Origin of the sequence: Nocardia sp. CY41 (assembly GCF_009829325.1) — a bacterium.
In the GTDB taxonomy this organism is placed as follows: Bacteria; Actinomycetota; Actinomycetes; order Mycobacteriales; family Mycobacteriaceae; genus Nocardia.
Window position 1 is genome coordinate 177,389 of record NZ_VUOS01000006.1, and the last position, 14,810, is coordinate 192,198.

General features: G+C 69.2%; 12 protein-coding genes. 9 read left to right on the forward strand and 3 right to left on the reverse strand.

Annotated features, from left to right (window positions below; translation table 11 throughout):
- The first annotated feature begins 164 nt into the window (after positions 1–164).
- The 4 genes from GVY64_RS07555 (at position 165) to GVY64_RS07570 (ending at position 3,851) form a co-directional block, all read left to right on the forward strand.
- Positions 165–1,748, forward strand: a complete 1,584-nt coding sequence (locus GVY64_RS07555) for a carboxylesterase/lipase family protein (protein WP_159839861.1) — start codon at positions 165–167, stop codon at positions 1,746–1,748.
- 134 nt (positions 1,749–1,882) lie between these two features.
- On the forward strand, positions 1,883–2,290 hold the full coding sequence (locus GVY64_RS07560; RefSeq protein WP_159839862.1) for a hypothetical protein: 408 nt from the start codon (positions 1,883–1,885) through the stop codon (positions 2,288–2,290).
- Positions 2,291–2,491: 201 nt separating this feature from the next.
- Positions 2,492–2,746: a S1 RNA-binding domain-containing protein gene (locus GVY64_RS07565; RefSeq protein WP_159839863.1), complete on the forward strand. Its 255-nt coding sequence runs from the start codon at positions 2,492–2,494 to the stop codon at positions 2,744–2,746.
- A 418-nt stretch (positions 2,747–3,164) separates the two neighbouring features.
- A complete protein-coding gene (locus GVY64_RS07570) occupies positions 3,165–3,851 on the forward strand; it encodes a PAS and ANTAR domain-containing protein (protein ID WP_159839864.1) in 687 nt (228 codons plus the stop codon).
- An 18-nt stretch (positions 3,852–3,869) separates the two neighbouring features.
- Here the strand turns inward: GVY64_RS07570 and GVY64_RS07575 are convergent, their stop codons facing one another.
- Positions 3,870–4,946: a baeRF2 domain-containing protein gene (locus GVY64_RS07575; RefSeq protein WP_159839865.1), complete on the reverse strand. Its 1,077-nt coding sequence runs from the start codon at positions 4,944–4,946 to the stop codon at positions 3,870–3,872.
- 792 nt (positions 4,947–5,738) lie between these two features.
- Between GVY64_RS07575 and GVY64_RS07580 the strand changes: the two genes are divergently transcribed.
- The gene (locus GVY64_RS07580) at positions 5,739–5,900 is read left to right on the forward strand and encodes a hypothetical protein (protein ID WP_159839866.1); all 162 of its coding nucleotides are present in this window, start codon (positions 5,739–5,741) and stop codon (positions 5,898–5,900) included.
- A gap of 493 nt (positions 5,901–6,393) precedes the next feature.
- Complete coding sequence (locus GVY64_RS07585) at positions 6,394–9,150, forward strand: hypothetical protein (RefSeq protein ID WP_159839867.1); 2,757 nt, start codon at positions 6,394–6,396, stop codon at positions 9,148–9,150.
- Here the strand turns inward: GVY64_RS07585 and GVY64_RS07590 are convergent.
- The gene (locus GVY64_RS07590) at positions 9,132–10,604 is read right to left on the reverse strand and encodes an MFS transporter (protein ID WP_159839868.1); all 1,473 of its coding nucleotides are present in this window, start codon (positions 10,602–10,604) and stop codon (positions 9,132–9,134) included. The genes GVY64_RS07585 and GVY64_RS07590 overlap by 19 nt on opposite strands.
- 115 nt (positions 10,605–10,719) lie before the next feature.
- Here GVY64_RS07590 and GVY64_RS07595 point away from each other — a divergent pair, with 115 nt between their 5' ends.
- Entirely contained in the window at positions 10,720–11,376 is a 657-nt protein-coding gene (locus GVY64_RS07595; protein ID WP_159839869.1) for an EthD domain-containing protein, read from the forward strand.
- Positions 11,377–11,381: 5 nt separating this feature from the next.
- Here GVY64_RS07595 and GVY64_RS07600 read toward each other — a convergent pair whose 3' ends face one another.
- Positions 11,382–12,260 (reverse strand): LysR family transcriptional regulator, encoded by an 879-nt coding sequence (locus tag GVY64_RS07600; protein WP_159839870.1) that lies wholly within the window; start codon positions 12,258–12,260, stop codon positions 11,382–11,384.
- Between the two features lie 71 nt (positions 12,261–12,331).
- On the opposite strand from GVY64_RS07600, the gene dapA reads away from it, so the two are divergent.
- On the forward strand, positions 12,332–13,267 hold the full coding sequence (gene dapA, locus GVY64_RS07605) for a 4-hydroxy-tetrahydrodipicolinate synthase (RefSeq protein ID WP_159839871.1): 936 nt from the start codon (positions 12,332–12,334) through the stop codon (positions 13,265–13,267).
- Positions 13,264–14,802 carry a DHA2 family efflux MFS transporter permease subunit gene (locus tag GVY64_RS07610; RefSeq protein WP_159839872.1) on the forward strand — a complete coding sequence of 513 codons (1,539 nt, stop codon included), beginning with the start codon at positions 13,264–13,266 and terminating at the stop codon, positions 14,800–14,802. Before dapA ends, GVY64_RS07610 begins: the two co-directional genes overlap by 4 nt.
- The last annotated feature ends 8 nt before the right edge of the window (positions 14,803–14,810 follow it).

Consider the following 14,810-nt stretch of genomic DNA (forward strand, 5'->3'; position numbering starts at 1 on the left):
AATCGGCTTCCGTCGCGTGCGGCCGGTCGACTGCCGACCGGGAAGCGCGCCGCGCCGCCGAGCCGATCGGGCTACCGCGGCGGACGAGGCCGGAAGCCCGCCGCCGACCGTAGCGACCGCATCGGAGGTATGGGGCAGCCATGATTCGTTGGATCGTGCGAACCGTGATCGCTCTGACGGTCGTCACCGGTTCGTGGTTCGCGGGTGTCCCGGCGCCCGTGGTCGCGTCGGCACCGCTGGAGGTGCTCGTGACCGGCGGCTCGATCTCCGGCCGCGTCGCCGACGGAACCGTGGAGTATCTGGGCATCCCGTTCGCCGCGCCCACCGGAGGCTCGGCGCGGTTCGGCCCGCCACGTCCCGTCCCGCCGTGGCCTGGTGTTCGTCCGGCGAGCGACCACGGGCCGCAGTGTCCGCAGAACGGATACCTGCCCGGTCTACCGCCGACCGGACCCACCAGCGAGGACTGCCTGACCATCGACGTATACGCGCCGGCCCGCGCATCCGCGCGCCCGCTGCCCGTCATGGTGTTCTTCCACGGCGGCGGTTACGTCACCGGCTCCAACAGTCAATACGACGCGCCCACCGGGATGGTCGCCGACGGCGACGTCATCGTGGCCGTCCCGAACTACCGCCTCGGACCCTTCGGCTTCATGTCGCTTCCCGAGTTGGCGGCCGAGTCCGGCGGCGCCACCGGGACGGTCGGCATCCAGGACCAGCAAGCCGCGCTGCGGTGGGTGCGCGACAACGCGCCCGTGTTCGGCGGCGATCCGGGAAATGTCACGATTTTCGGAGAATCGGCAGGCGGGGGGAGCGTCTGTACACACTTCGCCGCACCCGGCTCCGACGAGCTGTATGCCAAAGCGATCGTTCAAAGCGGCTCGTGCGACCGATCACCGCTGGTCCCCGGCAATCGCGACGATGCCTACGAGCGCTCGCAACGCTATGCGGACAGCGTCGGATGCGCGGATGGCGCAACCCGTTTGGCCTGCCTGCGCGGGCTGCCCGAAGCGACACTGCTCGACTCGCCGAGCGTCCGATTCGACGGGCCGACACCCATTTGGGTGCCCAGCGTCGACGGCGTCGTCATCACCCGCCCGCTCGACGCGGCCCTGGCGGAAGACCCCCGCAAGCGACCGCTCGTCGTCGGGAACAACAGCGCGGAAGGAGCGCTGTTCGTCGCCGAATCCGACTACGCCCGCGGCCACATTCCGGATGCGGCGAGCTATGAACGCTATGTTCGCCAATCCTTCGGCGGCTACGCCGACCGCGTACTCGCCCGATATCCGCTCGACCGTTACCCCTCGGTGGCCGCCGCCCAGACCGCGGTGATCACCGATGGCCTGTTCGCCTGTCCCGCCCTGTTCATCAGCCGCACCGCTCGCGCTGCCGGGCATCCGCTGTGGCAGTACGAATTCGACGAGGCGCCGTTCGGCGCCGACAACCCTGTGTTGCCCGGCGCCTTCCACTCCGCCGAACTCCCATATCTCTTCTCCGGTCTCATGGGTGTGCAGATTCCCTGGACCGGCGCGTCCGCCGCGTTCGCCGCGCAGATGCAACGATGGTGGACCACCTTCGCCCATACCGGCGACCCGAACGCTGCGGGCTCGCCGCAATGGTCGGCGTGGCCGGAATCGGCCGGGCACGGCACCGACGGGCCTGCACTGATCATGCGCGCGACCGGCAGCTTCATGACGGACGATTTCGCCGCTCGCCACCACTGCGCGTTCTGGGCCGAACGCGAGCGCTGACGCGTGCCCGGTGATCGGCGTCCGGACCGACCGTTGCGAAACGCGGGTGACCGTCGCGCGCGCAGGTCAGGTCGAGGTAGCTCGTTCGGTGTGGCTACCACTCGGCGCGGCACAGGTCTCCCGCTCTGCGCCGCGTGCTCGCGGAGGGCGACCACGATCTCGCAGGTCGCTTCTTCCGTGCCGCCGCCGCGGTGATCGACGACCCGTGGACGATCACGAAGCTGTTCGACTCGGCGATGCCGCACGTGGATGCCGAAAAGCGGCGGCGCACAGCGCTCCTCGGCGCACTGGCGCGACTGGTGATGGCGGTCGGCGCGCAGGATGCGGCGGTAGCGGGACAGATCGCACGGATAGCCGGGCTGCTGGACCGCCCGGCGGCGGCGCTGCGTCCGGCGGTTCTGCTCCGGGCCGCATGGACCCTCGGATCTCTCGGCGTGGAGTCGCTGCCGACGCTCGGCCGGGTTGCGTCCGCATCACCCGCCCCCTGTCCCGGCAACGCACCGGGTGAGCTTTCAGAAGCGCGAAAAGCCGCTTCGGACTGAGCTTTTCGCTACATCCCGGACGCCGGTCTTGCTCCATGGCGACGCGCTGGGTTATGGTCTTCGCCATGACTGCCGGGTCGGCGACACGCCGCACACAGAACGGTTACCCGGCCGCGCTGTGACCGTCCGGCGGGCCAGGGGCCCGCCCGCCTTCTTCACGAAATCCCAGGAATTACCGGGACATCGGAAGGAGGTGAACACATGTCCCCTTCGGAATCATCGCCGCAGCGCAGCTGGCCGGAGTTCGTCGCCGCGCACGCGCAGGGCTCCGTGCTCGAGGCTGCCGTCGTTCAGATCGCGCCGTTCGGCGCGTTCTTGGAGATCGCTCCGGGCATTCACGGGTTGCTGCACCGAACCGAGTGGTCTACCGAGCCGCAGATCGGTGCCACCCTGACGGTGCGCGTTCTCGATATCGATACCGTGAGGCAGCGGGTCGCTCTGGCGCACGCTGACTGACGCTCGGCACGGGTGTGCCGGGGCAGACTCCACCTGCCCCGGCACACACCCAAGCCTATCCGCATTCCCGCGGGCGCGGCGGGCCGTCCCTCTCGGTTCGTCGTGCGGGGAACTGCCCGTCCGGGGCCCTCGGGCCCGCCGCGTGTTGCCGCGCGAACCATTTTGCCAATCCGGGCGCGACTCCATTGCACCCCATGTAGAGGAGGTGCGCTCCCTGTGTCATAGGCAGTTCGCAAACCAGGGGTCCGTTATGGCGACGGTAGGAAGGTTGGTGTCGCCGAGCATCCCCGGCCGTGCCCGGAAACTCGCTTCGATCGGCCTAAGATGAGGTCGTCACCGCAGGTGAGCGCGGTCGGGACGGCTGCCTCGACCGACGGGATGTACGGTACGACGCTGCAGGCAGGAGCATACGGACGCGATGAACGAATCGGGCGACCGAATCGTGGACACGGCGGAGGGGACGGTAGCCAGAGTGGTCGGCGCCGGGACGCCGCAGACCACGGGAAGCTTCCGGTTCTGGTTCGCCGATCAGCGGTGGGAATGGTCGAACGAGGTCGCCGCGATGCACGGTTACGCGCCCGACACGGTGACGCCGACGACCGAGTTGCTTCTCGCGCACAAGCACCCGGAGGACCGGGATCACGTCGCCGAGGCGATCGAGAAGTCGGTCCGCAACGCCGAACCGTTCTGCAGCCGCCACCGCATCATCGACACCGCCGGTGTACCGCACCATGTCCTCGTGCTGGGCGACACCATGACCGACAAGGACGGCACCGTGGTCGGCACCGCGGGCTACTACGTCGACCTGACGGCCACCATCGCCGAGGAGCGGCAGGATCTGCTCGACGGAACGCTGCCGAGACTGTTCGAGGCGCGCGCGCTGATCGAGCAGGCCAAAGGCGTGCTGATGCGGGTCTACCGGATCAATGCCGACCAGGCATTCCACGTCCTGCAGTGGCGATCCCAGGAGACCAACGTCAAATTGCGCGACCTCGCCGCCCAGCTCATCGCCGAACTCGACTGCCTGCCGCAGGCTCCGCCCGCGGTGCAGACGGCCTTCGACCACATGTTGCTCACGCTGCACGAGCGCATGCCGAAGTCGTGAGGTCGCCGCGCCGCGGTCCTACCGCTCGCGCAGCACGGCGCCGACCCCGTCGCGCAGGGCGGCGACGGCCTCGACCAGCATGACCTCGGCCCCGATCGCCAGGGCGGCCACCGGGAGGGCTTCGTCGGCGCGGCGCATCTCCCCGGCCGAGCTGTGCGCGGCCGGGCCGAGCAGCGGGTTCGGCGCGGTCCCGGCCAACACCAAGCGGTCGCCCAGCGCCCCCGGGTCGAGCAGTAGTCGCTCCACGGCGGCGGAGCGCAACGCGGTCGTGGTCGCGGCCAGCCCGGCCACCGCCAAGCCGTCCGGAAGCCGGATCTCGGTGGCGAAGTGATCGAGCACCCGGCGGCGGCGCTGCGCCACCACCTGATGCAAGATCTCGCGGATCTCCGCGTCGAGCGCCTTCGGGTCCGAGCCCGGCGCCGGCGGACCGGCTTCGGCCTCGACGACGTCGCGGCCCTTCGCGTCGAACGCCGCGCGCAACTCCGAACGGGCGCGCGCTTCGCCTGCGAGCACGACGACCTCCGCGCCCACGGTCTCGGCCAGCCGGTCCAGCTCGTCGGCGAACTCGCGGATGTTGCGCCGCGTGGTGTCCTCGACCTGCTGCCGGAGCGTGCGATGCGACCAGTCGTCGTGCCGGATCGGCTGCGCCGGGTGGGCGGGACTGCGCAGGGCTTCCCGCGCTTCGCTGCCGTGCCCGTCGAGCGAGTAGAGTTCCGAGCCCACCCGGTCCACGAGCGCGACGACGTGCGGAACCTTCTCCGCCTGCGCTTCCAGGAGCGGCAGCAGATAGGGCAGCGGGGACACCCGGACGATCCGGGTGGCAGGCGGGCTCGGCAGGCGTTCGTCGGCGAGCACCTCGGTCTCGTCGGCGATGAGCAGTCGGCCGCAGCGTCCCCGCGGCGGCGGGTGCAGCGCGATCGCCTGGGCCAGCAGCCGCCGCAGGCGGGGCCGGGCTCCGCTGCGTTCCAGTTCGGTGTCGATCGAGCGCCAACGTAGCTCGCTCTCCCGCGTCGCGTCCTCGGTATTCTGCGAACTGTCGAAGCAGACCGAGGCGAAGGGGCCGTGCTTTCGAATTATCCGGCGGAGGTCGGCCATCGGTATCACCTGGTTTCGTCGGCCATGGACGTCCGCGCCGACGGTCTTCGGCAACCATCTGGCGCCACCCGGTCCGTTGGCCTCGGCGCCCGGGTGACTCCGTCGTGTGTGCCAACGGCTTCGGTTCGGCGAACCATAGTCGGCGGGTACCCGGGTGGCTCGGGCCGAATCAGTCGACGCGAAACTTCGCGGGGGGCCTGCCGCTGTCGCGCGCGATGGTCGAAAGGTTTGTGGCCGCGAGGTTTTGGGTGGATCCGGCCCGCCGCCCCTCGGCTCCGCCCGCACCCGGGCGGCATCGTCGCCGTTCCTGTGTCACCGAGGGATATGTGGGTCACCGGGCGGCGGCCTCGGCCGGGTTCGGCAAACGATGAGCAGCGTGGCTGCGAGCCGGGCATCGAGCGCCGGGGAGCGCGATTCCTCCGGTCCGCGTGCCGTCCGTCGGCAGGGCGCGAGCGCCGGTGCGTTTCGCCACCGGGCCCTTTTTTCGGTTTCGTGTAAGAAAGCCGGTCGAGCGGCTATTTCCACTGATCAGCGGGCAGAAATGTTACCAAGTGACCAGTTGGTGTCCGGATCGTAAACCGGAAAGATCGGTTTGTTTCATCGCGGCTGTGGTAAATGTGGGAGGTATCGGATCGACAGCGCGGTCGGCCGATAATAGGGGCGAGGAACCCGCGCTGCTCGATGTTCAGCCGTTTCGAAGCGCTCTGTCGCGGAACTACCGGCGCGCACGAACACGAGGGCTCTCCGCAAGGATGTGTACGGCCACGTGCACCAGCGCAGAGGAATGTCATCGTGATCGAGAAGCCCGAAGCGCCCGTCGCGGACGACGACGAACGAGATCGGATCGTGTGGCCCGACCCCAGCCCGCTCAGCGGCTGGTGGGCCGAGGTCATGGCTCATCGCCGGATCACCCGGCCCCATTCTTCCTCCGCCGCCGACCCGCGGCACAACTGAGCGAACCGACAGCGTCCTCCGGCCCTGTGTGACGTCGGACGGATGGATTCCGATGCCGTGCGCGGCCCTGCCGCAGGGGCGCGACGGTGGCGCGGTAATTGTGGACGTGCGTCTTATGGCGTCTCGCTCCCGAATGCACGTGCAAAAGTACTTTCATGTGGAGCCGATGACATCGGTAAACGCGATGGCGGCGTGTGAATAGCCGCTCAGGGCTCGAACACCGAGCCGGACGTGTCGCGAATTCGCCGGCCGGTCGCGCGAAACATACTCCGAGACGTGCGAAATCGAAGACTCGTTTCGAGGTTCCCTGAACTGTCGGGTGAGACGCCCCATCCCGACCGTGCTCTGCCGCGTCTCCCGTGCTTGTGCGCCGTGCCGGCTGCCCGGTCGCCGCGCTCTGCCACCGCCGTCTCCAGCGAAGCTCTGTGGCTGTCAAAGGGTTTGGCTTCTGCTTCAATGGGTGGTCACATTCGGCGGAGGACACGGGGGCGTCATGTCCGGCACCAGAGCTGTCTCCTTTCGGGGAGTCGATGTGCTCGAGGATCTGCTGCGCTGGTTGGTACGACGGCCGCCGCGGGGCGAGTCGACGCTGCCGATGGTGGTTTTGTGTGGCGATCTCACCAACGTCGATGCCTGTCTGGACATGTTCGGCACGGCACTGGGCGGCGCCTTGCACGTGGCCGTGGACGTCGATGCTCTCGACCCTTTGCCCGAGGGCAGTTCGGTGGTCGACGACACCACGCCGGGGCTCACCGATCTGCGCCGACTGCTCTACAACCTCTGCAAAGGATTGTCCGCCGACCGCTTCGGGCGATCGAGCCCGTTGCCGTTCCGGCGCTACCGGCTCGCCGAGTGGTTGATGGCCCGCAAGCTGAGTTCCGACAACGAGCTCGACGAACTGGCGTCGCTGCTGCGCAGAGACTTCGGCCGATGGGGTGAGGAGTTGCTCGGCGAAGCCGAGGCCACGGTGGGCGTGGTGCAGCGGCTCGTGCTGGGATTGCTGCGCATCGTGCTCCCGACGGCGGTGTTCCGGGCGCGAACCGGCGGTCGGATACCCGGGGTGGGCCGCGAGTTCCGCTGGTTCATGCGCCAGCAGTATCTGGCGCCGGAACAGTCCAGCCAATTCCTCGGATTCGCCCACCGGCTCACCGAGGGCGCCCGCCGCCGCGAGAACGGCGAACAGCTGGCCAAGCTGCTGGTGCACGCGTTCCTCGAAGACCTGCGGGTCGCCTACCAACGGCGCGGATTGGGCATCGGCGCGGCGCGGCGCACCACCTATCCGGTCGCGATCCTGCGCGCACTCGACGGTGAAGCCGGTCCACGGCTGCTGGATCTGATCAACGACGTTCGCAACGAGACCGGCAAGGACGATCCGTTGCTGGTGGTGGCGGGCACGCGGACGCCGCCGCTGGGCGTCACCGCGCGACCGGCGTACCGGGTGCGGCGGTTGTACGAGATCTGGCTGGACGAACTGCCCGTCGCGCGGCAGCGGCAGCGGCAGCGGGCTTGGCAGCTGTGGTTCGGGGTGCCCGCGACCGGCCCGAACGACGACGAACCGGACCCGTTCCGTCGCATAGATCCGCCCGCGCCGCCGTGGTGGGCGCGGCGGGCGGTGACGGTGACCGCGATGGCCTTGGTCGTCGTGCTGGCACTGGCCGCGGCCGGCTTCGCGACCTGGCGACCGTGGCGTGCCGGCGCACCCGCGTGCGCGACCGGTACGGCCGACCAGTGGGTGCGCGTCGTTCCCGGCGCGGACGGCAATTGCGTCGGGTTCAGCGCCTACGATCCGGACGATCCCGCGGCAGGCGGCCGGGGCTTCCTGTTCGCGAGCGACGAGCCCTTCAGCCGCCGCCTGGTGGACGTGCAGCGACGGGTGTATAAGCAGAATCTGCTGGCCGAACAGCTGGCCAGGGAGCAGCCGGCGCGGCCGCTGTTCACGCTGGTCTATTTCGGTCAGCTCACCGGCGTCCCGGGCGACTATCCGGCGCAGAGCGAGGACATCGAGGGCTTGGCCCTGGCGCAGTACAGCGGGCTCGAAGCGGTCGCGTTGCCCGACGCCCGCACGCCCGACACGATCCCGTTGATCCGGTTGCTGCTCGCGAACACGGGGCCGGCCAATCTGCAGGGGCCGCAGGTCGTCGATCTGCTGGCACCGCTCGTCCGGGCCGAGCCGAGCATCGTCGGGGCGATCGGGCTCGATCAGAGCCGCACCGCGACACTGGGCATGATCAATGCGCTGACCGGCCTCGGCCTTCCGATCGTCGCGCCGAGCCTGTCGGCCGACGAGATGGTGGCATCGTCGCCGCTGTATTTCCAGATCGCGCCGCCGAATTCCGCGATCGCCGACATGATCGAGCAGTATCTGAACTCGCTGCCCGGCTCGGCCGGACGCGGCGTACGGATCTACCACCGGCCCGACCCGACCGATCTCTACACCGAGAACATGGCCGCCGACCTGCATATCCTCGCCCGGGGCGGGCGCCGGATCTGGGACGGATCCTGGGACCGGCGCGAGGCCTTCACCGGCCCGGACAACACCGACGCGTGCGACGAGGTGCTGTTCTTCGCCGGCCGGGATTCGGAGTTCCCCGACTTCCTGCAAAGCCTCAACAAGGCGTGCGGCGACCGGCGGGTGCTGTTGATCGCGGACGATTCGGTCAACCGGTTCATGGCCAGCGCGGACCGGCGCAGGGCCGCCAACAGCGCCCGCCCGCTCGTCTACGTGGCGAAGGCGAGCCTGGTCACCTGCCGGAACAAGGGGCAGGGCCGACGCAGCCGGGTCGAGTTCTACAACCTCGCCACCACCGTGGATCCGGAGATCCCGAGCTGGAACGCCTGCGCCGAGGCGGACAAACCGCTGGGTGAGCGCGTGCAGTTGCATCCGCTGGGTGAGCGGGTCGCGCTGACCTACGACGCGGTGGGCTTGTTCGTGCGCGCCGTGCAAGCGCTGGCTCCGGCCGTCTCCGGCGTGTGGACCGAACCGATCCCGATCAGCGCGGCCGCGGTGTGGGCCGCGCTGCGTGATCTTCCTCGGCATCCGGTGATCGAATCCAGCAGCGGTGTGTTGGACTTCTCGGTCAGTCAGGGCGCGCACGCGGGGCGGGTGGCGCACGACAAGTGGGTGGGCATGCTCAGCGTGGAGCAGATCTGGGATCCCTCGACCACCGCCGAACCCGTGATGATCTACGGCTGCGGCCGGGCTTCCGCCGAGGACACCGCGCAGTGCCGCCCCTATCCGCTCGGCGGCTGACCGGCCTCCATCCGGCTGGGCTCCGGCGTCGCGCTGAGCGGCTCGGCCAAGTCCTCCAGCGACCGACCTTCGGCCCGCACCCCATAAGCCACTTCGACCAACCCGGCCGCGAACATGGCCAGCGCGCCGATGACGAACGCCAGGGCGGTCTTCCCCGGCTCACCGTCCGCGGTGAGCTCGGCGAACACCAACGGTCCCGCGACGCCGCCCGCGACCGTCCCGATCGCGTAGAAGAAGGCGATGGCCATGGCGCGGGTCTCCATCGGGAAGATCTCGCTGACGGTCAGATAGGCCGCGCTGGCGCCGCACGACGCGACGAACAGCACCGCGGTCCAGCATGCCGTGAGCGTCGTGGCGGTCAGGTGACCGCCCGCGAAAAGCCATGCGGTGCCCAGCAAGAGCACCGCCGAACCGAGATAGCTGCCCGCGATCATCGGCTTGCGCCCGACCGTGTCGAACAGCTTGCTCAGCAACAGCGGGCCCAGGAAGTTGCCGAAGCACAGCACCGCGAAGTAGTAGCCGACCCGGTCATCCGGGATGCCGAACGACCTGGACAGGATGAGCGCGTAGTTGAACGTGATGGCGTTGTAGAGGAACGCCTGCCCGATGAACAACGACAGTCCGAGCACACCGCGGCGCGGATAGTGCCGCACCATCACCTCGGCGATCTCCCGGAAGGAAATCGTCCGACGCTGCCGGATGCGGATCCGCTGATCGGACACGTCTGCCAACTCCGTGCCCGTATCCGCGCGGACGCGCTGCTCGATCGCGGCCACGGTGCGTTCCGCGTCGTCCTCGTGACCGTGGATGAACTGCCAGCGCGGACTCTCCGGGACGTGCCTGCGCACCAGCAGGATGACCAGACCGAAGACCGCGCCGAGCGCGAAGGTCAACCGCCAGCCCACATTCGGGGGGAACAGGTCCGTGTTCAGCGCGACGATGGACAGCAGCGCACCGCCGACGGCCCCGAGCCAGTAGGTGCCGTTGATGACGATGTCGATGCGGCCGCGGTACTGCTTCGGAATCAGTTCGTCGATGGCGGAATTGATGGCCGCGTACTCGCCGCCGATACCGAACCCGGTGAGGAACCGGAAGAAGACGAACCACCACATCGAGAACGACAGCGCTGTCATCGCGGTCGCGAAGAGGTACACCGCGAGGGTGATCAGGAACAGCTTCTTCCGGCCGAATCTGTCGGTCAGCCAACCGAAGAACAGCGCGCCCGAGCCTGCGCCGGCGACGTACATGGCGGCCGCGATGCCGGAAACCTGTGCGGCTGTGATGGTCAGGCCGCTGCCCGGTTGGGACAGCCGGGCAGCCACGCTGCCGACGACGGTCACTTCGAGCCCGTCGAGGATCCATACGGATCCGAGCCCGATCACGATCATCCAATGCCACCGCGACCAGGGCAGACGATCCAGTCTGGCCGGGATGTCGGTCGATATGGTCCGCACGGATCACCACCTTCGCCAAGCTCGGGGGTCGGATACCCCGAGCCGCGTCGGCCAATCGCGCCGGTGAGCTAGGCTCGCACCGAGAGTGAAACATGTTCTAGAAAGTGGCCTGCGGATGAAGACCATCTTTGCGCTGTGGGGCGTCGGAGACCTGCGCGCGGCGGATCTGGCGGCGCGCCTGCCGGAAGCGGCCGCCGCGCAGGCGAACATCGCGGACGCGGCGGTCCAGACGGCGATGCTGCGCATCACGACGTTCGACGCGCCGGTGCAGGCCGTCGTCAGCGTCTGGTGGGCGGACCGCCCGCAGACGGAGGCGGCCGAGCGAGCGTTGGGCGCCGTCGCCGAGCGCGTGGCCGGTTGGCACGTCGAGGAGGCGACGCCCATCCCGCCACCGGTCACCGCCGTGCTCGAGCGTGCGCCGGGCCTGTCGAACATCGCCTTCCTGCGCAAGCCGGACGATCTGCCGCAGGCCGACTGGCTGGACCGCTGGCGCAACCGTCACACCGCGATCGCCATCGAGACGCAGGCGACGTTCGGCTACGTGCAGAACGTCGTGACCGGGCCCGCGACGGCCGATGCGCCCGGCATCGCGGGAATCGTGGAGGAATTGTTCCCGATCGAAGCGCTCGGCGATCCGCACGCGTTCTACGGCAGTGGCGGTGACGCGGCGGAGCTGGCCCGCCGGATCGACCGGCTGATGGCCAGCGTCGCCACCTTCGGCGGCGACCGGAATCTGGATGTCGTGCCCACCAGCCGGTATCGGCTGCGCTGAGTGGGTCAGCGGCCGGGAGAGCGTTCGGCCGATTCGCGTAGCGCCACGCGAGCGGCGCGCACCACGGGATGGTCGCCCGCGCCGCGCCGATAGGCGAGGTGGGTCCGCCGCCGCGTCGGCAGTGCGACGAGCGTGACGCCTCCTGGGTGATCCCGCGTCCCGAATTCCGGGACCAGCGCGACGCCCTGCCCGGCCGCCACGAGCGCGAGGACCGTGCCGAAGTCGTCGGCGTGATGCCGGATCCGGGGCGTGAAACCCGCTGCCTCGCAAGCACGCACCGTCATCGTGTGGCACAGCGTGCCGGGCGTGCTCGCGATCCAGGGACTTTCGCGGTGCGCGGAGAGCGGGCCTGCGCAGCGCGCGGCGAGATAGACGATCTCCTCGAACAGCGGCTCGCTGTGCAGCGCGGGATCGGCCGGGACCGGCACGTAGTCGTACTCCTGGATCAGCGCGACGTCCAGTGTCTCGGCGCGGAGCGCGTCGGGAGCCAGCGCCGGATCGAGTTCGGTCACGCGCAGTTCCAGCCGCGGATGCGCACTGCTCAGCGCGACGAGTGCGGGGGAGAGGATGGTCCGCACGGCGGTGGGGAATGCTCCGATGCGCAGGATGCCGGTCAGTTCGGCGCGGGTCGTGGCGAGTTCGGCGGTGGCCTGTTCGAGCACCGCGAGAATGCGTTCGGTGTGCTGGACGAGGGTCACCGCCGCCGGGGTCAGCGTCACCCGCCGGCCGGTTCGCGCCAGCAGCGGCACACCCGCTTCGCGTTCCAGGGCGGCGAGCTGCTGGGAGACCGCCGAGGGGGTATAGGCGAGGGCCTCCGCGACCGCGGCGATGGTTTCGCGATGCGACAGTTCCCGCAGCAGGCGCAGTTTGCGGACATCGAGCATCAATGCAGCTTATGGTCTGCGACAGAAACGTGAACTGGATCTGATGGTTTCGAGCGATCAGGCTGACTGTCATGACGCTCGCAGGTCTTTTCGTCCCCCTGATCACGCCGTTCACCGCCGACGGCGCACTCGCCGCCGACGCGCTGGAGCGGCTCGCCCACGAGGTACTGGACGACGGTGCCACCGGCCTCGTCGCACTCGGCACCACCGGGGAACCCGCGACCTTGACGGCCGCGGAGCGGGCGGAGGTGGTCACCGTCTGCGCGCGCGTCTGCCGGGCACGCGACGCGCCGTTGATCGTCGGCGTGGGATCGAACTCGACTGCCGCTTCCGTCGAAGCCCTCGAAGGTCTGGACGCGCGGAGCGCCGCGGCCCTCACCGTGGTCCCGTACTACACGCGGCCCTCCGAAGCGGGCGTGCTCGCGCACTTCCGTGAGCTCGCCGCGGCGACGCCGGTGCCGCTGGTCGTCTACCACATCCCCTACCGGACGGGGCTGTCCCTGAGCACCGGCACCTTGCTCGCCCTCGCCGACCTGCCCAACGTCATCGGTCTCAAGCATGCCGTCGGCGCCGTCGACGAAGCGACCGTCGCGCTGATGAGCGCGCTGCCAGCGGATTTCGCCGTGCTGGCCGGCGACGACGTGTTCGCTCCGGCGCTGCTGGCCCTCGGCGCATCCGGCGCGATCACGGCCTCCGCCGCCGTGCACACCGCGGCTTTCGCAGCCCTGGTGGCCGCGTGGCGCACCGGTCCGGTCGGCGCGGCGCGGTCGCTCGGTCACCGGCTGGCGGCATTGTCGGCCGCGCTGTTCGCCGAACCCAATCCCACGGTGATCAAAGCGGTGCTCGCGGCGCAGGGTCGCATCCCGAGTCCGATGGTCCGGCTGCCGCTGCTACCCGCGAGCGACGCCGCGACCCGGGCCGCGTTGTCGGTGCTCGCGGAATTCCCGGCGACAGGAACCGGTAATGACTGGTATTGCGGCCCCGAAGGTGCCACGCTTAAGCGGTGACACAACCTCCGGATACCCAGGCGGCTGGGCCCGACCCGACGACCGACAAGCTGGACGCGGCCGTCTTCAAGGTCGCCGGCGTGGTCGTGCTGGGCGCGATCATGTCGATTCTCGACATCACCGTCGTCAGCGTCGCCATCCCGACCTTCCAGCGCGAATTCGACACGAGCTACGCCATCGCGGCGTGGACGATGACCGGCTACACGCTCGCGCTGGCCACCGTCATCCCGCTGACCGGTTGGGCGGCCGACCGCTTCGGCACCAAGCGGCTGTACATCATGGCGCTCACCTTCTTCGTGCTCGGCTCCCTGCTGTGCAGCACGGCATGGAACATCGAGTCGCTGATCGCCTTCCGCGTGATCCAGGGTCTCGGCGGCGGCATGCTGATGCCGCTGGGCATGACGATCATGACCCATGCCGCCGGTCCGCAGCGGGTCGGCCGGGTGATGGCGGTGCTGGGCGTGCCGATGCTGCTCGGCCCGATCGGCGGCCCCATTCTGGGCGGCTGGCTGATCGAGAACTTCAGCTGGCACTGGATCTTCCTGATCAATCTGCCGATCGGCGTGGTCGCCCTCGCGCTCGCGTTCATCGTGCTGCCCAGCGACAAGCCGGAGCCGTCGGAGTCGTTCGACTTCGTCGGCATGCTGCTGGCCTCGCCCGGCTTGGCCCTGTTCCTGTTCGGCGTCTCCTCGATCCCGGAGCAGGGGACGGTGCTCGCGGCGCGGGTGCTGATCCCGGCCGCCATCGGCGCGCTGCTGATGGTCGCGTTCGTGTTCCACGCGCTGCGCACCGAACATCCGCTGATCGATCTGCACCTGTTCCGCAATCGCGCGCTCACCTTCGCGGTGCTCACGATGGTGTTGTTCGCCGTCGCGTTCTTCGGGGCGGGTCTGCTCCTGCCGACGTATCTGCAGCAGGTGCGCGGTGAGTCGGCGCTGCAAGCCGGTCTGCTGATCGCGCCGCAGGGCATCGGCGCGATGCTCAGCATGCCGATCGCGGGCCGTTTCGTGGACAAGATCGGCCCCGGCAAGATCGTGCTCATCGGCATCACGCTGATCTCGATCGGCACCGCCTACTTCGTCCAACTCGACGCGGACAGCTCGTATCTGCCGATGATCGGCGCGCTGGTCGTGATGGGCCTCGGCATGGGCTGCACCATGATGCCGATCATGACCGCGGCGATCCAGACCCTGACCCACCAGCAGGTGGCGCGCGGATCGACGCTGATGAACATCGTCAACCAGACCGCGGGTTCCATCGGCACGGCGACCATGTCGGTGGTGCTGACCAACCTGCTGAACAACCAGCCGCTCGCACGTCCGGCGATCGCGGCGAACTTCGATCCCGGCCTGGCGGAGCAGCTTCCGCCCGGGGCGGTCGAGACCGGTCTGCAGCAGGCCGCCGAAGCGTTCAGCCACACCTACGTGGTGGCGCTGGTGCTGATCGTGCTCACCTTGATCCCGGCGTCCTTCCTGCCGCGCACGAAGCCGAAGGACCCGCAGGCAGCCGACGCGGCGACCGTGATCCACGCATAGCGGTACCT

Excerpts from the sequence above, each read along its gene's own strand:
- GVY64_RS07565 (WP_159839863.1), top strand. The coding sequence starts at position 2,492 with ATGTCCCCTTCGGAATCATCGCCGCAGCGCAGCTGGCCGGAGTTCGTC.
- GVY64_RS07570 (WP_159839864.1), top strand. The coding sequence starts at position 3,165 with ATGAACGAATCGGGCGACCGAATCGTGGACACGGCGGAGGGGACGGTA.
- GVY64_RS07575 (WP_159839865.1), bottom strand. The coding sequence starts at position 4,946 with ATGGCCGACCTCCGCCGGATAATTCGAAAGCACGGCCCCTTCGCCTCG.
- GVY64_RS07585 (WP_159839867.1), top strand. The coding sequence starts at position 6,394 with ATGTCCGGCACCAGAGCTGTCTCCTTTCGGGGAGTCGATGTGCTCGAG.
- GVY64_RS07595 (WP_159839869.1), top strand. The coding sequence starts at position 10,720 with ATGAAGACCATCTTTGCGCTGTGGGGCGTCGGAGACCTGCGCGCGGCG.
- GVY64_RS07600 (WP_159839870.1), bottom strand. The coding sequence starts at position 12,260 with ATGCTCGATGTCCGCAAACTGCGCCTGCTGCGGGAACTGTCGCATCGC.
- dapA (WP_159839871.1), top strand. The coding sequence starts at position 12,332 with ATGACGCTCGCAGGTCTTTTCGTCCCCCTGATCACGCCGTTCACCGCC.